Origin of the sequence: Rhodopseudomonas palustris HaA2 (genome assembly GCF_000013365.1) — a bacterium.
In the GTDB taxonomy this organism is placed as follows: domain Bacteria; phylum Pseudomonadota; class Alphaproteobacteria; order Rhizobiales; family Xanthobacteraceae; genus Rhodopseudomonas; species Rhodopseudomonas palustris_J.
In genome coordinates, this window is the sequence record NC_007778.1 from 1,972,913 (window position 1) to 1,992,554 (window position 19,642).

General features: G+C 65.3%; 15 protein-coding genes. 5 read left to right on the forward strand and 10 right to left on the reverse strand.

From position 1 onward, the window contains the following. Positions 1-88 precede the first annotated feature (88 nt). From RPB_RS08710 to RPB_RS08720, 3 genes are all read left to right on the forward strand, one after another. On the forward strand, positions 89-2,695 hold the full coding sequence (locus RPB_RS08710; RefSeq protein WP_011440626.1) for an MMPL family transporter: 2,607 nt from the start codon (positions 89-91) through the stop codon (positions 2,693-2,695). Between the two features lie 277 nt (positions 2,696-2,972). Continuing rightward, positions 2,973-4,364 (forward strand): aminobacteriohopanetriol synthase HpnO, encoded by a 1,392-nt coding sequence (gene hpnO / locus RPB_RS08715; RefSeq protein ID WP_011440627.1) that lies wholly within the window; start codon positions 2,973-2,975, stop codon positions 4,362-4,364. Between the two features lie 141 nt (positions 4,365-4,505). Beyond that, complete coding sequence (locus RPB_RS08720) at positions 4,506-5,348, forward strand: universal stress protein (protein WP_041798111.1); 843 nt, start codon at positions 4,506-4,508, stop codon at positions 5,346-5,348. Positions 5,349-5,530: 182 nt separating this feature from the next. Here the strand turns inward: RPB_RS08720 and RPB_RS08725 are convergent, their stop codons facing one another. Further along, positions 5,531-7,147 carry a GMC family oxidoreductase gene (locus RPB_RS08725; RefSeq protein WP_041798113.1) on the reverse strand — a complete coding sequence of 539 codons (1,617 nt, stop codon included), beginning with the start codon at positions 7,145-7,147 and terminating at the stop codon, positions 5,531-5,533. A gap of 151 nt (positions 7,148-7,298) precedes the next feature. On the opposite strand from RPB_RS08725, the gene RPB_RS08730 reads away from it, so the two are divergent. Beyond that, the gene (locus RPB_RS08730) at positions 7,299-8,468 is read left to right on the forward strand and encodes a M20 aminoacylase family protein (RefSeq protein WP_011440630.1); all 1,170 of its coding nucleotides are present in this window, start codon (positions 7,299-7,301) and stop codon (positions 8,466-8,468) included. Between the two features lie 28 nt (positions 8,469-8,496). Here RPB_RS08730 and RPB_RS08735 read toward each other — a convergent pair whose 3' ends face one another. Both RPB_RS08735 and RPB_RS08740 read right to left on the reverse strand, forming a co-directional pair. After that, positions 8,497-9,804 carry a carbohydrate porin gene (locus tag RPB_RS08735; protein WP_245258329.1) on the reverse strand — a complete coding sequence of 436 codons (1,308 nt, stop codon included), beginning with the start codon at positions 9,802-9,804 and terminating at the stop codon, positions 8,497-8,499. A 49-nt stretch (positions 9,805-9,853) separates the two neighbouring features. Then, entirely contained in the window at positions 9,854-10,846 is a 993-nt protein-coding gene (locus RPB_RS08740; protein ID WP_011440632.1) for a transporter, read from the reverse strand. A gap of 288 nt (positions 10,847-11,134) precedes the next feature. On the opposite strand from RPB_RS08740, the gene RPB_RS08745 reads away from it, so the two are divergent. Further along, positions 11,135-11,635: a ferritin-like domain-containing protein gene (locus RPB_RS08745; protein ID WP_011440633.1), complete on the forward strand. Its 501-nt coding sequence runs from the start codon at positions 11,135-11,137 to the stop codon at positions 11,633-11,635. Between the two features lie 133 nt (positions 11,636-11,768). Here RPB_RS08745 and RPB_RS08750 read toward each other — a convergent pair whose 3' ends face one another. The 7 genes from RPB_RS08750 to RPB_RS08780 all read right to left on the reverse strand — a co-directional run bounded on the left by RPB_RS08750 (position 11,769) and on the right by RPB_RS08780 (position 19,600). Further along, entirely contained in the window at positions 11,769-12,998 is a 1,230-nt protein-coding gene (locus RPB_RS08750; RefSeq protein ID WP_011440634.1) for an ABC transporter substrate-binding protein, read from the reverse strand. Between the two features lie 351 nt (positions 12,999-13,349). Then, positions 13,350-14,582, reverse strand: coding sequence for an ABC transporter substrate-binding protein (locus RPB_RS08755; RefSeq protein ID WP_011440635.1), 1,233 nt, complete (start codon positions 14,580-14,582; stop codon positions 13,350-13,352). Positions 14,583-14,739: 157 nt separating this feature from the next. Next, positions 14,740-15,987 carry an ABC transporter substrate-binding protein gene (locus tag RPB_RS08760; RefSeq protein WP_433993728.1) on the reverse strand — a complete coding sequence of 416 codons (1,248 nt, stop codon included), beginning with the start codon at positions 15,985-15,987 and terminating at the stop codon, positions 14,740-14,742. Between the two features lie 202 nt (positions 15,988-16,189). Beyond that, positions 16,190-17,200 (reverse strand): branched-chain amino acid ABC transporter permease, encoded by a 1,011-nt coding sequence (locus tag RPB_RS08765; protein ID WP_011440637.1) that lies wholly within the window; start codon positions 17,198-17,200, stop codon positions 16,190-16,192. 2 nt (positions 17,201-17,202) lie between these two features. After that, positions 17,203-18,081 carry a branched-chain amino acid ABC transporter permease gene (locus tag RPB_RS08770; protein WP_011440638.1) on the reverse strand — a complete coding sequence of 293 codons (879 nt, stop codon included), beginning with the start codon at positions 18,079-18,081 and terminating at the stop codon, positions 17,203-17,205. 11 nt (positions 18,082-18,092) lie between these two features. Then, positions 18,093-18,806, reverse strand: a complete 714-nt coding sequence (locus RPB_RS08775; protein WP_011440639.1) for an ABC transporter ATP-binding protein — start codon at positions 18,804-18,806, stop codon at positions 18,093-18,095. Beyond that, positions 18,803-19,600, reverse strand: coding sequence for an ABC transporter ATP-binding protein (locus tag RPB_RS08780; protein WP_011440640.1), 798 nt, complete (start codon positions 19,598-19,600; stop codon positions 18,803-18,805). The genes RPB_RS08775 and RPB_RS08780 overlap by 4 nt, the downstream gene beginning before the upstream one ends. Positions 19,601-19,642: the final 42 nt, after the last annotated feature.

A 19,642-nucleotide genomic window follows, 5' to 3' on the forward strand; every position in this document is an offset into this window, starting at 1 on the left:
GCTGGAAGGTAGAAACCAGTTCGATCGACTCGATACCCGTCGGAGCCGACGCATTCTAGGCAAGCCGATAGCAATAGAAAGAGCAAATGTGCTGAAAAGTGCCATCGTTTCCATTGTGAAAGCCAGCACCCGTTTTGCGTCTTTTACTGTGCTGATCGGGGTATTGCTCGCGATCGCCAGCGGCTTCTATACTTACCAGAACTTCGGGATCAACACCGATATCAATCATTTGATCTCGTCCGACCTGGATTGGCGCAAGCGCGATATCGCCTTCGAGAAGGCGTTCGATCAGGAAAGATTGATCCTGGCGGTGGTCGAGGCTCCGACGCCGGAATTTGCCAACGCTGCGACGGCCGCGCTGACAGAGAAATTATCAAGCAATCACAAGAACTTCGACTCGGTTAAACGACTCGGCGGGGGCGAATTTTTCGACCGGCACGGGTTGCTGTTCCTGCCGACCGACGAGGTCGCCAAGGTGACCGGCCAGTTCCAGTCGGCAGTTCCGCTGATCGAGATTATGGCCGGCGACCCCAGCATTCGGGGCCTCACGGCCGCGCTGGAGACCGGCCTGCTCGGCGTGACCCGCGGGCAGATTACGCTCGACGGTGCCGCGGCACCGTTCAACACCATCAGTCAGACCGTCGAGGACGTCCTCGCCAAGCGCGCGGCGTTCTTCTCCTGGCGCGGTCTGAGCAGCCCCGAGCCGCTGACCGACGGTGACAAGCGGGCGTTCATCGAGGTCAAGCCGATCCTCGATTTCACCGAACTCGAGCCGGGCCGGGCCGCTACCGACGCGATCCGTGCAGCGGCGACCGAGCTCAATCTGGAGCAGCAATTCGGCGCCCGGGTCCGGCTGACGGGCCCGGTGCCGATTGCCAACGAGGAATTCTCCACGGTCAAGGAAGGCGCCATCGTCAACGGCATCGGCACCGTGGTGGTGGTGCTGATCATCCTGTGGATGGCGCTGCACTCCTCGAAGATCATCTTCGCCGTCGCCGCCAACCTGTTCATCGGTCTGGCGATCACCACGGCGGTCGGGCTGATGCTGGTCGACACGCTCAATCTGCTGTCGATCGCCTTCGCGGTTCTGTTCGTCGGTCTCGGCGTCGATTTCGGCATCCAGTTCAGCGTTCGCTACAGATCCGAACGCCACAAGACCAACGACCTCAACAAGGCGCTGATCCAGGCGGCGGAGTATTCCGCGGTGCCGCTGTCGCTGGCGGCGATGTCGACCACCGCCGGTTTCCTGTCGTTTCTGCCGACCTCCTACAAAGGCATTTCCGAACTCGGCGAGATCGCCGGCGCCGGCATGGCGATCGCGTTCATCTCCAGCATCACGGTGCTGCCGGCGCTGATCAAACTGCTGAACCCGGCCGGCGAGAAAGAGCCGCTGGGCTACGCGTTTCTGGCGCCGCTCGATCGCTTCCTGGAGGTTCATCGCGTCGGCGTGATCGCCGGCACGATCGGTGTCGCATTGGCTGGTCTGCCGCTGCTCTACTACATGCATTTCGACTTCAACCCGATCAATCTGCGCAGCCCGAAGGTGGAGTCGATCGCGACCTTCCTCGACCTGCGCAAGGATCCGAACACCGGCGCCAACGCCATCAACGTGCTGGCGCCATCCGAACAGGCCGCCAAGGACATCCAGGCCAAGCTGGCGAAGGTGCCCGAAGTGTCGCGGACGCTGTCGCTCGACACCTTCGTGCCGGCGGATCAGCCAGCGAAGCTGAAGCTGATCCAGGCCGGCGCCAAGGTGCTGGAGCCGGCGCTGAACCCGGAGCAGATCGACCCTCCGCCGACCGATCAGGAAAACATCGAGGCGCTGAACAGCTCGGTGGCGGCGCTGCGCAAGACCGCCGGCGACGCCACCGGTCCCGGCGCCGAGGCTGCTCGCCGCCTCGCCACGGCGCTGGGGGCGCTCGCCAAGGTCGACCAGGCGACCCGCGACCAGGCTCAGGCGGTATTCGTGACGCCGCTGAAGCTCGCCTTCAATCAGCTCCGCAGCATGTTGCAGGCGGAGCCGGTGACGCTGGACAACCTGCCCCAGGACATCGTGTCCTCCTGGAAGGCCAAGGACGGTCAGATCCGCATCGAAGTGCTGCCGAACGGCGATCCGAACGACAACGAGACGCTGCGCAAATTCGCAGCGTCGGTGCTGCAGGCCGAGCCGAATGCCCTCGGCGGGCCGGTGTCGATCCTGAAGTCCGGCGACACCATCGTTGCCTCCTTCATCCAGGCCGGCCTGTGGGCGCTGCTGTCGATCTCGTTGCTGCTGTGGCTCACGCTGCGGCGGATCTCGGACGTGCTGCTGACGCTGGTTCCGCTGCTGGTCGCCGGCGCCGTGACCCTGGAAATCTGCGTGCTGATCGGCTTGCCGCTCAATTTCGCCAATATCGTCGCGCTGCCGCTGCTGCTCGGCATCGGCGTCGCATTCAAGATCTACTATGTGGTGGCGTGGCGCGCGGGACGCACCAATCTGCTGCAATCGGCGCTGACGCGGGCGATCTTCTTCAGCGCGCTGACGACCGCGACGGCGTTCGGCAGCCTTTGGCTGTCGAGCCACCCCGGCACCGCCAGCATGGGCAAGCTGCTGGCGCTGTCGCTGCTGACCACGCTGGGCGCGGTGCTGCTGTTCCAGCCGGCGCTGATGGGCAAGCCGCGCCATATCGACGAGACCGGCGATACCGACCTCTGAGACCAGCGAGGCCGCCTGCCACCCGAGGCTGGCGTGCGGCCGCGCTCGACGCGGAGGCCACACCGCGTCAGTTCTGGCTGCCTCACGCGGGCAGCACTGGCGCCGAAGCGGCAGATCGGCTTATACCGCCTGCGGGCAGGGCGTTGCGCCGGCGTTCATCTCGGCACTGCCACAGGTTTCGCGCGGCGGCCGTAGCCTCCGTCTCGACGCACGGGTCAAAGCGCCGCAACCCGCGTTTTGGGTTGACGACGCGCCCAACAACCGACGTAAGTAGCCAATGCCATATCCCCATATCGACGTCGCCGCGCTCTTCGCCGACCGCGAGTCCGAGCGGAGCGCAATGCATACGCGCAACCTCAACGAGCAGCTCGTGCGCGTGCTCAAGACGATCGGCTACGATGTCGGGTTCCAGAAGGGAAGCGGGCAGTATCTTTACGATCGGGACGGTGCCCGTTATCTCGATCTGCTCAGTGGCTTCGGCGTTTTCGCGCTCGGCCGCAATCATCCGGCGCTGCGCGACGCGCTGAAGAGCGTGCTCGACGGCGAACTGCCGAACCTGGTGCAGCTCGACGTCTCGACCTTGGCCGGCGTGCTCGCCGAGCGCCTGTTGGAGCTCGTGCCCTATCTCGACAAGGTCTTCTTCGCCAATTCCGGAGCCGAGAGCGTCGAGGCTGCGATCAAATTCGCCCGCAACGCCACCGGGCGCCAGGGCATCGTCAACTGCGACCACAGCTATCACGGCCTGACCTATGGCGCGCTGTCGCTGACCGACGACCAGAATTTTCAGGGCGGCTTCGGGCCGCTGTTGCCCGGCGTTACCACGATCCCGTTCAACGATCTCGAAGCACTGGAGAAGGCGCTGTCGACCCGCGAGGTCGCGGCCTTCATCGTCGAGCCGATCCAGGGCAAGGGCGTCAACATGCCCAGCGACGAGTTCCTGCCGGGTGCGGCGGCGCTGTGCAAGCGCTACGGCACGCTGTTCGTCGCCGACGAGATCCAGACCGGCATGGGCCGCACCGGCCGCTTCCTCGCGGTCGAGCACTGGAACGTTGAGCCCGACATGGTGCTGTTGTCGAAGGCACTGAGCGGCGGCCATGTCCCGGTCGGCGCGGTGCTGACGCGCAGGGCGATCTTCGACAAGATCTTCAACCGGATGGATCGCGCCGTGGTGCACGGCTCGACCTTCGCCAAGAACGATCTGGCGATGGCCGCCGGCATCGCTACGCTCGACGTGATGAAGCACGAGAAGCTGATCGAGGCCGCCGCCAAGCGCGGCGCCGAGCTGCGGCTGGCGCTCAGCGGCATGATCCCGGGCTACGAACTTCTCAAAGACGTCCGCGGCAAGGGGCTGATGATCGGCGTCGAATTCGGCCCGCCGAAATCAATGCGGCTGAAGGCGTCGTGGGCCATGCTGGAGACCGCCAACAAGGGTCTGTTCGTTCAGCTGATCACCGTGCCGCTGTTCAAGGATCACAAGATCCTGACGCAGGTCGCGGGCCACGGTTTGCACACCATCAAGCTGCTGCCGCCGCTGACGATCACCGAGGACGACTGCAAGTGGATCGTGCGCGGCTTCGACGAAGCGATCGCCGCCAGCCACAAGGTCCCCGGCGCGATCTGGTCGCTCGGCAAGACCTTGGTCGACAACGCGGTGCGCAAGTCGGCGTGATCTGAAACCCGCCCACGCGGGCGCGTCAGGGCGCCGCATGCGGCCTGCGCAGCTTGACCTGAAGCAAGTCTGTCGCGATCTGTTCTGCCTATCTTCGCTCGGGCGTCGCGCGACGGCCGGGCTCCAACAATGGCGAGCGGAATGTCACTCAGATCATTGGTCGTCTTCGTCGATCCGACGGATGTCTGCGAAGCGCGGATTCGCTATGCCGCGCGCCTGGCCGTGCAGCACGGCGCGCATCTGATCGGCGCGTTCGTCATGCCGAACGCGTGGCAGAACGACCGTTCGAGTTCGTTCATCCAGGGTGGCGGCGCAATTCGCGAGATGCTGGAACGTCACGGCCTCGCCGAACGCAAGGCGCTGTCCGACGCGAGCCAGCGCTTCGAGACGCTGGCCGGACGCGACCATTCGTCATTCGAGTTTCGCGTCATTCGCGACGACGAAGTCGCCGATCTCGCGCAGCTGCATTGTCTGCACACCGATCTCGTCGTGGTCGGCCACCCCGCGCCGGGAGGACTGCCTTCGGCATGGTCGCCGGAGCGGATGCTGCTGTCGTCCGGCGTTCCGCATCTCATCATCCCGCAGGGCTGGCGCGATGGACCGGTCGCGAACAACGTGCTGCTGGCCTGGAATGCCAGCCGCGAAGCGCGGCGCGCGATCACCGACGCGCTGCCGATCCTGTCGGCGGCGGCTTCGGTGGCGGTCGTCGTCGTCGATGCCGAGAAGAACCCGCTGCATGGCCACGAACCCGGCGCCGGCATTGCGCATTTCCTCAGCCGCCACGGCGTGAAGGTTCGCGTCGAACAGTTGCAATCCAAGGGCGCGCCGGTCGCCGACGTGATCCGCCGCTTCGCCGCCGAAGATCAGTCCGATCTGATGGTGCTCGGCGCCTACAGCCACTCCCCGAAACGCGAGTTGTTGTTCGGCGGCGTAACGCGCTCGCTGCTGAGTGCGGTGACGATCCCGACGCTGATCGCGCATTGATGTGAGAGACTAACCGGTATCGTCATCCTGAGGTGCCCGCCGTCTTCGGCGGGCCTCGAAGGATGCGGGCACGGGTGAAAGCGGCGATCCTTCGAGGCGCGCAACAGCGCGCACCTCAGGATGACGGCGTCATTGCGGCGAGTGCACCTGCCTCGGCGCTATTCGCATATCGAATTCACCGCTTACTTCCCATCCTCCAGCATCATCGTCGCGCCTTTCTCGGCGATCATCGCGGTCGGCGTATTGGTGTTGCCGGAGGTGATCGTCGGCATCACCGAGGCGTCGACGACGCGCAGGCCGTCGAGGCCGTGCAGGCGCAAGCGTTCGTCGACCACCGCCATCGGATCGCTGGCGAGGCCCATCTTGGCGGTGCCGACCGGATGGAAGATCGTGGTGCCGATGTCGCCGGCGGCTTTCGCCAACGAGGCGTCGTCGTCGCCCACCGCGCGGCCGGGCAGATACTCCTCGGGTTGATACTTCGCCAGCGCCTGCTGTTGCATCAGCCGGCGCGTACAGCGGATCGCGTCGGCGGCGACGCGGCGGTCGTCGGCGGTCGTCAGATAATGCGGCGCAATCGAGGGGGCGGCGTCGAGCGCGGTGGATTTCAGCTTGATCTCGCCGCGCGAGGTCGGCCGCAGGTTGCAGGCGCTGACGGTGATCGCCGGGAAGCGGTGCAGCGGGTCGCCGAATTTATCCAGAGACAATGGCTGGACGTGAAACTGGATGTTGGCGCGCTCCTGATGCGGATCGGAGCGGGTGAAGATGCCGAGCTGCGATGGCGCCATCGTCAGCGGGCCGCGCCGACGCAGCGCGTAGTCCATGCCCATCCAGGCGCGCCGCGGCAGCGAGTGATAGATCTCGTTCAGGGTGCGGCCGCCGCTGACGCGATAGATCGCGCGCTGCTGCAGATGGTCCTGCAGATTGCGGCCGACGCCCGGGCGATCGAGCACCGGATCGATGCCGAGCGGGGTGAGCCATTCCGCCGGCCCGATGCCTGAACGCTGCAGCACTTGCACCGAGCCGATCGATCCCGCGCACAGCACCACCTCGCGCCGCGCCCGCGCCTCGACCACGCCGCCGCCTTGCTGGAACCGCACGCCGACGGCTCGGCCGTTCTCGACTATCACGCGGTCGGTGACGACACCGGTTTCCAGCCTCAGATTCGGCCGGTGCAGCGCCGGCTTGAGGAAACCGCGCGCCGACGACCAGCGCCGGCCGCGCTTCTGGTTGACGTGGAAATAGCCGACGCCCTCGTTGTCGCCGGTGTTGAAATCGGCGCTGCGCGGGATGCCCATCTCGCCGGCGGCGTCGGCCACCGCGTCGAGGATCGGCCAGGACAGCCGCGCCGCCTCGATCCGCCAGCCGCCGCCTTTACCGTGATGCTCGCTGTCGCCGAGGAAGTGATCCTCCAGCCGCCGGAACACCTGGCGAACGTCGTCCCAGCCCCAACCGGACAGGCCGAGCTGGCGCCAGTGGTCGTAATCGGCGGCCTGGCCGCGCATCGAGATCATCGCGTTGATGGCCGAGGAGCCGCCGATCACCTTGCCGCGCGGATAGGCCAATGACCGACCATTGAGGCCGGGCTCCGGCTCGGTCCTGAACATCCAGTCCGAGCGCGGATTGCCGATCGCGAACAGATAGCCGACCGGGATGTGAAACCAGATCCAGTTGTCGCGGCCGCCGGCTTCCAGCAGCAGCACCCGACAATTCGGATCGGCCGACAGCCGGTTGGCGACGATGCAGCCGGCAGTGCCGGCGCCCACCACGATATAGTCGAATTCGCCCTCGATCTGCGTCATCCGTCCCGTTCCACGTGTGGTTTGCCACGACATCGCGGTTGCGCAGACGCTTAGCCCCGCGGCGGGGCGGTGTACAGTTGCCGCCGGGCGGCAGGCCGGCTAGCCTGCCCGATCAGAATACGAAACCAACTTCCGGAGCCTCGTCAGCCACATGCCCTTGATCAACCGCGTCGCCGACCTGCAACCCGATATCATGGCCTGGCGTCACGACCTCCATCAGCACCCCGAACTGATGTACGACGTCGACCGCACCGCCGATTTCGTCGCCCAGCGCCTGCGCGAATTCGGCTGCGACGAGGTGGTGACGGGACTCGGCCGCACCGGCGTGGTCGGTGTGATCCGCGGCCGCAAGCCGGCGAGCGGCGACCTCAAGGTGATCGGGCTGCGCGCCGACATGGACGCGCTGCCGATCGAGGAGGCGACCGGTCTACCCTATGCCTCCAAGGTGCCCGGCAAGATGCACGCCTGCGGCCATGACGGCCACACCGCGATGCTGCTCGGCGCCGCGCGCTATCTCGCCGAGACCCGCAATTTCGCAGGCAGTGTAGTGGTGATCTTCCAGCCGGCCGAGGAGGGCGGCGCGGGGGCCGCGGCGATGATCAAGGACGGGCTGATGGACCGCTTCGGCATCGAGCAGGTCTACGGCATGCACAACGGCCCCGGCATCCCGGTCGGCTCCTTCGCCATCAGCCCGGGCGCGATCATGGCCTCGACCGATTCGGTCGACATCCGCATCGAGGGCGTCGGCGGCCACGCCGCGCGGCCGCATATGTGCGTCGACTCGGTGCTGGTGGGCGCCCAGCTCGTCACCGCGCTGCAGTCGATCGTGTCGCGCACGGTCGATCCGCTGGAATCGGCGGTGATCTCGATCTGCGAATTCCACGCCGGCAACGCCCGCAACGTCATCCCGCAGATCGCCGAACTGAAAGGCACGGTCCGCACCCTGAAGGCCGAAGTTCGCGACCTGGTCGAGAAGCGCATCCACGAGGTCGCGGCCGGCGTTGCGCAGTCGACCGGCGCCAGGATCGACATCGTCTACGAGCGCGGCTACCCGGTGGTGGTCAACCATGCCGAGCAGACCGAGGTGGCGCAGCGGATCGCCCGCGACATCGCCGGCGAGTCCAACGTGACGTCGATGCCGCCGCTGATGGGCGCCGAGGATTTCGCCTATATGCTGGAAGCGCGGCCGGGCGCGTTCATCTTCCTCGGCAATGGCGACAGCGCCGGGCTGCATCACCCGGCCTACAACTTCAACGACGACGCCATCGTCTACGGCACCTCGTACTGGATCAAACTGGTCGAGAACCAACTCGCGGCGTGACGCCGTCGCCCGGATCGGCTGCGGCCGGTCAGTAGCTCAGCGTGGTGCGGATGCCGAGCACCACCGCGTCCCTGATCCGCCTGGTCCCGGCGGGATCGAACGGATCGGTCGCGCCGCCGGCTGGATGCATCACGTATTCGATCACCGGCTGGACAGCGAAATTGCCGGTGATTTGCGCCAGATAGGTCAGCTCGATCACGGCCTCGAAGTCGCGGACCGGCGACGCGATGCCGCTCCAGCGCCGCACGTCGCGATCGAGCGCGCGTGCCGCATCCGAGATCCGGGCGTAACTGATCGCCACGCCGAACTTGTCGTCCGGGCGCGACGGGCTGAAGCCGGTGAACAGCAATGCCGCATCGACATAGAAGCTGATCAGGTTGCGGTCCGACGGGCTCGCCAGCACGCGCGCGACCAAGCCGGTGCCTTTGGCCGGATCGGCGGCGCTGTGGGACAGCGGCTGCTCGTAGACTGCGAACACGCCCTGATCGCCGCGCAGCCTGGCCGGCAGCCCGGAGCCCGCGGGATCTGCGACCGAGGAGCCCTGCGCGGTGAAGCGCTGGCTGTCGAACGTGCCGAAATGATACCAGGCACCGGCGGTGATGCCGGAAGGCATTCCGTTGCCATTGCCGAAACCGTATTTCACTTGTCCGATCAGCCAGGCCGGGTCGTGCACGCGAAACAGCAACCCGTTCGGATTCCTGCTCTGCGGATCGCCGGGACCGGGCGGCGCGGCATCGCCGTCGAACACCGCGACCGAGGCGGTGAGCTTGTCGCCGAACCGCGCCTTGATGCGGACACCCGGCACCGCCAGTGGCGGCGACGGCCCTCCGCTCGGCAGCACGACGCCGGTGAGACCGGGCCAGCCCAGGGCGGCGTTGACGAACATGTCGAGATAGCGGCTGTCGACGAATTCGGTGTCGGCGGATTGCTGCCCGACCTTGATGGACAGCGCGCCGCCGAGCATCGATTGTTCGATCCAGGCCTCGTAGAGCCGGGTCGCCGGCAGCGATTCGATGCCGCTCACCAGCAGCAGATTGCCGACATAGTTGCGCGACAAATTGTTGCCGTGGATCTGAAACAGGTTGGCGTGAAAGGTCGCGCCGTGCCAGCCGAACAGCCGGTCGAGATCGACGGTGGTGCCGAGATCGAGACGACCCGCATAGATCGTCCCGCGTCTCATGCCACCGGACACGTCGGCCAGCGTTTCGCCGATGTAGGTGGCGCTGAACTGGACACCCCAATCGGCCAGCGCCCGGGGTGGATCCGCGGCCGGCGCGCCGGCCGGTTCCGCCACGCTGCTGGTGGCGTGCAGCCCCAGCCCCAGCAATGCGATCACGCAGGCCGCTATCCGCGGCGTTTTCGTGATGATCGGAAGCATGCCCTGGCTACCTGATCAGGCCGATACGCTTCATCAACAGCCAGGCCCCGAACGACGACATCGCCATCGCCAGCAACGCCAGGACGAACCCGCCGTCGCCTTCGGCGAACGGCAGCCCGCGCAGGTTCATGCCGAACATGCCGCTGACCAGCGTCGGCGGCATCAGCAGCGCGGTGAGCATCGACAGCACCCGCAGGTTGCCATTGCCCTGTTCCTCGATCTTCAGATGCAGCTCCTCCTGCAGCAGCCGGCTGCGCTCGCGCATCTCGACCACCGAATGGTCGAGCCCGTCGAGCCGTTGCGCCAGCTTGCCGGCGCGCGGCCGCAGCGCCGGCGCGAGGTCGGCGCTGTCGTTGCGGTCGAATCGGTGCAGCACGATGCGCAGGCCGGACAGGTGGCGGTGCAGCCGGACGCAGGTCCGCCGCACCCGCCCGAGCCCCTGGCGCAAATCGTCGGTGTCGTCCGACAGCAGCTTCTCCTCGATCTTGTCGAGGGTCTCGAAGACGTCGTCGGCGATCTTCTCCATCGCGTCGGCGACGTTGTGGACGATCATTTCGAACAGCGCCGCACAGCTTTCGACCCGATGCCCGCGTTCGAGCGCACGCCGGGCGGTGTCGACCGCGCACAGAGCCTGATAGCGGGCCGTAATCAGCAGCTGCTCGGTCATCACGAAGCGCAGGAAGCCGGTGTCCTCGGTGACGTCGGCGATGTCGCGCATCAGATCGGCGATCACGCCGTAGACGCAGCCGTCGAGGCTGTGCATCTGCTGATAGGTGTCCCTGGATTGCAGCAGCGTCCGCACCGGCGCGGGCAGCTCGATTTCGGCGAGCGATTGGTGCGCACGGGAATCGGCGAGGTTGAAATGCAGCCAGTAACGACCGTGGCGCTCGAAGCCGAGCGGTGCGTCGTCCGGCAGCGATTGCGGGGTTCCGTCAGGACCGAAGCTGAATCCCCAGACCAGTCCGGGGATCGCGGGATCGCAGCGAGGGGCATCGGTCATGGAAATCGGCGCCGGATCGCGCGCTCGTCAGCACGCACCGGCCGGCCCCGACCCGACGGCCGACACTGGCGTTTGCGCGACGCCGATCGCGCTCGTGGGCGCGCGCCTGGGTGCACTTCGTATCGTCGTTCGCTGTGTCAGGGCGGTCATCCCGGCATTCGAGTGATCAATGACGACCCTGCCGGATCGATTTGAAAACTGGATGACACCAGGCGATCGTCAGGAACAATCGTTCGAAGGCCGCGTTGGGCGCAGGTCCGAGACCACGCACACCAACCGGAGACCGCCATGGCTGTTGCCAAAGACAAGAATCTCAACGATCTCTTCCTCGACACCCTCAAGGACATCTACTACGCCGAAAAGCAGATCCTGAAGGCGCTGCCGAAGATGGCGAAGGCCGCCACCTCGGACAAGCTGCGCGCCGCGTTCGAGAAGCATCAGGGCGAAACCGAAGGCCAGATCGAACGGCTGGAGCAGATCTTCGAACTGCTGGACAAGCCCGCGCGCGGCAAGACCTGCGACGCGATCATGGGCATCCTCGACGAGGGCAAGGAGATCATGGACGACTACAAGGGCACCGAGGCGCTCGACGCCGGGCTGCTTGCCGCGGCGCAGGCCGTCGAGCACTACGAGATCTCACGCTACGGCACGCTGAAGCAGTGGGCGACCCAGCTCGGCATGAAGGACGCCGCCAAGCTGCTCGACCAGACGCTGCAGCAGGAAAAGACCACCGACGTGACCCTGACCAAGCTCGCCGAGAGCGCCGTCAACCTCGCCGCGGCGGCCTGATCGTCGCGGCTCCCCACATTCTCCGTCGTGGCCGGGCTTGCCCCGTCCATCGACGGACGAAGAGACGGACGAACAAAAGCCCCGGGCGCGGCGCGTCCGGGGCTTCGTTTTGTCGACGCTCGGCGAGGCGGGCTCAGCCGCCGACGTCGGCGCTGATCACGTCGCCGAACAGCTCCCACTTCTCGCCCTTGAAGCGCATCAGCTGCAACTGGCTGATCGGCGCGAAGTCGGTCGCCGAGGTGTTGATCTTGATCCCGGGAAGCAGCACCTCGGTGCGGAAGTCCTTCAGGCTCGCGGCCTGCTTCATCACGTTGGCGCGGGTCAGATCGTCGCCGCTCTTCTTCAGCACTTCGACGAGCGTCTGCGCCACGCCGTAGCCGACGATGGTGCCGCCATCGAGCTTGTTGCCTTCCGGAAATTCCTTGTCCATGAAGGCCAGGAACTCCTTCATGCCCGGGTCGTCCTTCCACTGCGTGTCGGAGACGTCCTTCATGTAGGCGGCGGAGATGATGCCCTGCGCGTTCTCGTAGCCGGCGGGCTTGATCACGCTGCCGACCGAGGCCGAGACGTTGTTCAGGAAGTGGGTCGGCTTCCAACCGACTTCATTCAACTTCTTGATCGCCTGGGCGGCGAATTTCGGCGTGGTGATGTTGATGAAGACGTCGGCGCCGCTCGACTTCAGCTTGACGATCTGGTTGTCGATCGTCGGCGAGGAGATCTCGTAGCTCTCCTTCATGACGATCATCGACGCGCCCTTGGCGCCGAGCCCGTCCTCCAGGCCCTTCAGATAGTCCTTGCCGTAATCGTCGTTCTGATACAGCACCGCGATCTTGGCGGTCGGCATCTCCTTCATGATGTACTTGGCGTAGATCTGGGTCTCGCTCTGGTAGTTGGGCTGCCAGCCCATCGTCCAGGGGAAGTCCTTGGGATCGTTCCACTTGGTCGCGCCGGTGGCGACGAACAGCTGCGGCACCTTCTTGCTGTTCATGTATTTGTGGATCGCCGAGTTCGGCGGCGTGCCGAGCGAGTTGAAGATCAGCAGCACCTCGTCGCTCTCGACCAGCTTGCGTGCCTGCTCCACGGTCTTCGGCGGCGAATAGGCGTCGTCGTAGGTGATGAAGTTGATCTTGCGGCCGTTGATGCCGCCCTTGTCGTTGATCATCTTGAAGTACGCGGCTTCGGTTCTGCCGATCACGCCGTAAGCGGAGGCGGGTCCGCTGTAGGGCATGATGTTGCCGATCTTGATCTCGGTGTCGCTTGCGCCGGAATCGTATTTCTTCTGCGCGAGCGCGCCGCTCGAGGCTGCGAGTGTCACCGCGAGCGCAGCCGAGATGGCAGCCGCGTGCGAACGGAGTGAAGGCATTTCGGACTCCCTTTTCTTGATGTGTGATTGTTGTGTTTGATCGCGGGACTCTTGGTGGCCCCTGTGGATATTCAACACCTTTCGGCGGTTAGCAGCAAGGAAAAGCCCATGCGTGAAAGCCGCAGGCGCTTGCTGCGGTGCGAAGTAATTGCTGTTCGTGTGTGCTGCGGTGCGAAGTGCGGTTTCCGGAGTGCCGCGTTCGCCAGCCGGCCGGGGCGGCCTGTGAGGCGAGGCCGCAGCCCGGATTGGGGCGGCCTGGCGCAAACCGGCAAACAAAAACCCCGGCAACCAGGTTGCCGGGGTGATCGTTCGGATCGGAAGGCGTCCGGATCGGGGCCGGACGCCGATGCCTTACTGGGTGATGTCGCCGGAGATGATCTCGCCGAACAGCTCCCACCTGTCGCCCTTGAAGCGCATCATCTGGAGTTGGCTGATCGGCGCGAAGTCGGTCGCCGAGGTATTGATCTTGACGCCGGGCAACAGGGTGTCCGGCTCGAAGTCCTTGAGGCTGGCGGCCTGCTTCATCAAATTGGCGCGGGTCAGGTCGTCGCCGCACATCTCCAGCACCTTGTGCAGCGTCTGGGCGGCGCCGTAGCCGTAGACCATGTTGCTGTCGTTCTTGTTGGAGCCCGGCATGTATTTCTCGACGAAGGCGTGCCACTTTTTGAACTTCGGATCGCTGTCCCACTGCTGGTCGGTCGGGTCCTTCGCGTAGTTCGCCGACAGCACGCCCTGGGCGTTTTCGAAGCCGGCGGGCTGCATCACGCTGCCGACCGAGGCCGAGACGTTGGTGAGGATCACCAGCGGCTTCCAGCTCAGTTCGGCGATCTTCTTGATGGTCTGCGCGGCGAATTTCGGCGTGGTGTAGACCAGCACGACGTCGGGATTGGCCGACTTCAGCTTGACGACGTTGCTGTCGATGGTCGGCGCCGAGATCTCGTAGCTCTCTTCGGCGATGATCATCGAGGCGGCCTTGGCGCCGAGGCCGTCCTTGGTGCCCTTCAGATAGTCTTTGCCGAAATCGTCGTTCTGATAGAGGATGCCGATTTTGGCGTCCGGCTTCTCTTTCAGCAGGTACTTGGCGTAGATCTGCGCTTCGCTCTGGTAGGACGGCTGCCAGCCGATCGTCCAGGGGAAGTTCTTCGAATCGTTCCACTTGGTGGCGCCGGTGGCGACGAACAGTTGCGGCACTTTCTTGGCGTTGAGATATTTCTGGACCGCGGTGTTGGACGGCGTGCCGAGCGGGTTGAACACCGCCAGCACTTCGTCGCTCTCGACCAGCTTGCGGACCTGTTCGACCGCCTTCGGCGGCGAATAGGCGTCGTCATAGCTGATGAAGTTGACCTTGCGGCCGTTGATGCCGCCGTTCTCGTTCACCATCCGGAAGTAGGCTTCTTCGGTCTTGCCGATCGTGCCGTAGGCCGAGGCCGGGCCCGAATAGGGCATGATGTTGCCGATCTTGATCTCGGTATCGGAGGCGCCGGTGTCGTATTTTTTTTGAGCGAAGGCAGCGCCGTTGAACGCTGCGAGGCTGACCGCGACGGCTGCTGAAAAGACGAGCGCGCGCGAAGGCGAAGTTGGCATTGCAGAAGGCTCCTTGGTCGTGGGTTTTTTCTTGTTCGAACTTCGTTGAGTTCGAAACGAATTGAACACGTTTCTCGCGCGTGCAGCAAGAGTCGCCCGACGACATCGGCGCCGGGGTTCGCTGGTCGATATCCCGCGTCGCGGATTATGCGGTCGATCAGTTGCGCAGGTCGGCGTCGATCACCGGTCTGAACAAGCGCCAGTGGTCGCCCTCGAAACGCATCAAGCGCAGCTGTTCGATCGGATGAAAGTCGTTCGCCGCGGTGGTGATGGTGATGCCCGGCAGCAGCGTGTCGGGCGCGTAGCCTTCGAGACTGGCCGCTTCGCGCATCACATTGGCGCGCGTCAGCGTGTCGCCGGCACGGCGCAGGACCTCGACGAGGCATTGCGCCGCACCGTAGCCGTAGATCACCGAATTGTCGCCGCGGTTGACGTCCGGCGCGTAGGTATCGAGGAAGGCATGGAACCGCTTCATGCCGGGGTCGTCGGTCCATTGCGGATCGGCGGCGTCCTTGTTGTAGGCCGCGGAAATGAGTCCCTGCGCGTGGTCGAGCCCGGCCGGCCGCAGCACCGCGCCGATCGAGGCCGACACCAGCGCCTGCAGATACAGCGGACGCCATTGCATCTCGGCGGCCGTGCGGATGCTCTGCGCCGCGAATTTCGGCGTGGTGATGCTGACGAACGCGTCGGCGCCCGACGCCTTCAGCCGGGCGATGTGGTTATCGGCGGAAGGCTCGGCGACTTCGTAGCTCTCCTCGGCGACGATCTGCGTCGCGTGGTCGCCGAGCCCGTCCTTCAGCCCCTTCAGCAGGTCGCGTCCGAGGTCGTCGTTCTGATACAGCACCGCGATCCGGGCCTCGGGCCTGCTGGCGAGGATGTATTTGGCGTAGACGCGGCCCTCGACCTGGTAGGGCGGCTGCCAGCCCATCGTCCAGGGAAAGCCCTTCGGGTCGCCGAACCGCGTCGCGCCGCTCGCGGCGAACAGTTGCGGGACGCCCTTGGCGTTGAGATATTTCTGGATCGCGGTGTTCGAGGGCGTGCCCATCGCGCTGAACACCAGCAGCACCTCGTCGCTTTCGACCAGTCTGCGCGTCTGCTCCACCGCCTTGGCCGGGCTGTAGGCGTCGTCATAGGAAATGAACTCGATCCGGCGGCCGTTGATGCCGCCCTGGTCGTTGATCATCCGGAAATAGGCCTGCTCGATGCGGCCGACGATGGCATAGGCCGAGGCCGGGCCGGAATAGGGCATCAGATTGCCGATCCGGATCGCGGTGTCGCTGGCGCCGGGATCGTAGCGCTTCTGGGAAAGCGCCGGCGACGCAGCGACGACGGCGAAGAGAACGGTGAGCAACGCGGTCCATCGCGTGCACCGGAAGGCATCGGAAAGCATGATCGGGTCTCGCATCGGGCCGCGTGGCGCGGCGGAATCCGCCCTGTATATGCCGGATCGCGCGCCGAGGCCCATCTTCCGATCGTGGGGCCGCGTGGTCGGCGTGGGCCGGCAGCTGCCGACGCGAACGCCGAGACAGATGATGCGGTCGCAAGAAAAAGCCCCCTGCGAAGGTCTCGCAGGGGGCCAGGCTGTCGCGTCCGTCAAGCGGGACGGATCATTTTCTCAGTTTGTGGAACCAGCCCTGAACCGTGTAGGCGATCTGGCGCGAGCCGTGCGGCAGCACGAAGATGATCAGCACCAGGATGAGGCCGAACACCGCGCCGGACAGGCCCTTGGAGAAGTGCTCGGCGATGTTCGGCACGAACACGATGAAGGCCGCGCCGACGATCGAGCCCGGCAGCCAGCCGACACCGCCGACCACCATGCCGAGGAACAGCGCGATGGCGAGCTGGATGGTGTAGCTGTCCGGCGCCACGAACTGCACCGCGATGGCGCCGAGACCGCCGGCGACGCCGGTGATGCCGGCCGAGACGCCGAACGCCAGCGTCTTGTACAGCGCCACGTCCACGCCCATCGCCGACGCCGCGATCTCGTTGTCGCGGATCGCCATCATGGCGCGGCCGGAGCGCGACTTCAGCAGGTTGACCGAGGCGACGTAGATCGCCATCGAGACCACGAGCACGAAGTAGTAAAGCCACATGTCCTGCGAGAGCGGCAGTCCGAACGGCGCGTCCGGCTTGGTGATCACCAGGCCCTGCACACCGCCAGTCCATGCCTCGAAGTAGTGCAGCTTCAGCAGTTGCGGCATCGCGGTGGCGAGCGCGAAGGTCGCGAGCGCCAGATAGATGCCGGAGAGCCGCAACGCCGGCAGGCCGAACAGATAGCCCGCGATGAAGCAGATCCCGCCGGCGACCGGCAGCGTCAGGGCGTAGTTGACGCCGAAGACCTCCATCAGGATCGCGGAGGTGTAGGCGCCGAGCGCATAGAACGCGCTCTGGCCGAGCGAGAACTGGCCGCTGCCACCGGTCAGGATGTTCAGCGCCAGAACGGCGATGGCGTAGATCAGGACCATCGTCATCTGGAAGATGACGAAGTTCTTGGCGATCAGCGGTGCCGCGCACAGCAAGACCACCACCACGACCGAGGCGTAGGTGCCCAGCGCCATGTACTTCTTCGGCGTGGTCTCGATCGGCGGGGTTTCGACGATTTCCTGCAAGGCGCTCATGATCAGACTCGCTTGACGATGGCACGGCCGAACAGGCCGGTGGGTTTGACGACCAGGACGGTGACGATCAGCGCCAGCGCGATCGGGAGTTTCAATTCGTTCCCGACGCCGGGGATGTAGGTCCCGGCCAGGTTCTCGAACACGCCGACCAGGAACCCGCCGATCACCGCGCCGAGCGGGCTGGACAGCCCGCCGAGAACCGCCGCGGCGAACCCGTAGATCAGCACGCCGCCCATCATGTTGGGTTCGAGGAACACCACCGGGGCGATCAGCATGCCGGCAATCGAGCCGATCGCCGCCGCCATGCCCCAGCCCAGCGCCACCATCCACGAGGTGTTGATGCCGACGAGACGCGCGGACTCCGGCTGAGCCGCGGCCGCGCGCATCGCCAAGCCGATGCGGGTGAACTGGAAGAAGAAGTACAGCAGCAGCAGCAGCACCAGCGTGACGCCGATCATGCCGGCCTGGTGCGTCGAGATCAGCTGGCTGCCGAGGAAGGGCGACGAGCCGAACGGCGACGGGAACTGCTTGATGGTGAAGTCCCAGGTCAGGCCCGCGACCGAGTTGACGATCGCGAACAGCGCGATGAAACCCGCGACGTGGGTCAGCACCGGCGCGTTGCCGAGCGGCTTGAACAACGCCCGCTCGATGACGATGCCGCCCGCGAAGGAGAGCGCCAGCGTCAGCACGAAAGCGCCCCAATACGGCACGCCCCATTGCAGCATCTGCCAGGCGATGAACGTGGAGAACATCGCCATTTCGCCCTGGGCGAAGTTGAGGTGGTCGATCGCCTGATAGATCATCACCACGGCCAGCGCCATACATGCGTAGATGGCGCCGGTGGCGATACCTGCCAGGACCTGATTCAGCAGAAGTTCCATGGCAAGTCTCCTCAGTATCCGAGATACGATTTGCGGACGTCTTCATTGTTGGCGATGTCGTCGGCCTTGCCCGACATCACGATGCGTCCTGTTTCGATCACGTAAGCCTTGTCGGCGAGCTCCAGCGCGAGCTGCGCGTTCTGCTCGACCACCAGGATGGTGACCTTGTCCTCGCGATTGATCTTGCCGAGGATCTTGAACAGATCGCGCACCACCAGCGGCGCGAGACCGAACGACGGCTCGTCGAGCAGCATCAGCCGCGGCCGAAGCATCAGCGCGCGGGCGACCGCGAGCATCTGCTGTTCGCCGCCGGACAGCGTGCCGGCCTGCTGGGTGTGACGCTGCTTCAGCACCGGGAAGTGCGCATACATCCGCTCGATGTCGCCGGGGATCGCCTTGCGGTCCTTGCGGCTGATCGCACCGAGCTCGAGGTTCTCGTGCACGGTGAGCGTCGTGAAGGTGCCGCGGCCCTGCGGCACGTGGGCGATGCCGAGCCGGACGATCGATTCGGTCGAGCGGCTGGACAGCTTGGTGCCCTGGAATTCGATCGAGCCGGTCGAACGCACCATGTTGCAGATCGCGCGCAGCGTCGTGGTTTTGCCGGCGCCGTTGGCGCCGAGCAGGGTGGTGAGGCTGCCTTCCTGCAGGTCGAATTCGAGACCGTGCAGCGCCTGGACCTGGCCGTAATAAGCGCGCAGGTCGCGAACGTTGAGCATCGCCGTCATTGGTCCTTGCTCCCCAGATAGGCCTTGATCACATCCGGGTCGTTCTGCACCTGCGTGGGCGTTCCCTCTGCGAGCTTGCGGCCGAAATTCAGCGCGACGACGTGGTCGGCGATCGACATCACCAGACCCATGTGGTGTTCGACCAGCAGCACGGTGATGCCGCGGTCGTCGCGGATCTTCCGGATCAGGTCGCCGAGGATGTAGACCTCCTCGTGATTGAGGCCACCGGCCGGCTCGTCGAGCAGCAGGATCTTCGGCTCGGCGGCGAGCGCGCGCGCCAACTCGACGCGCTTCTGCGTGCCGAACGGCAGGCCCGACACCACGGTGTGCGCGACGCTGCCCAGCTCGAGATAGTCGAGGATGGCGTGGACGCGCTTGTTCATCGCCTTTTCACCGTTGCGGATCCAGGGCAGGCGCAGCGAGTCCGAGACGATGTCGCTGTTGGTACGCGAATGCGTGCCGACGCGGACGTTGTCCAGCACAGTCAGATTCGGGAACAGCGCGACGTTCTGGAACGTGCGGCCGATGCCGACTTCCGCGATGCGGTGCGGCGGACGGGTGAGGATGCTGTCGCCTTCGAGCAGGATGTCACCCTTGCTCGGCTGATACAGCCGCGACAGGCAGTTGAACAGCGTGGTCTTGCCGGCGCCGTTCGGGCCGATCAGTCCGAGGATCTGGCCCTTCTTCATGTCGAATGAAATGCCGTTCAAGGCGACGATGCCGCCGAACACGACGCTGACGTCGCGCACCGCGAGCAGCGGTGACGCGGTTTGTCCCGAATGTGCCTGCATCATTTGCTGCTGCCCTGAACCGGGCTGCTGAGCATGATCATCGGC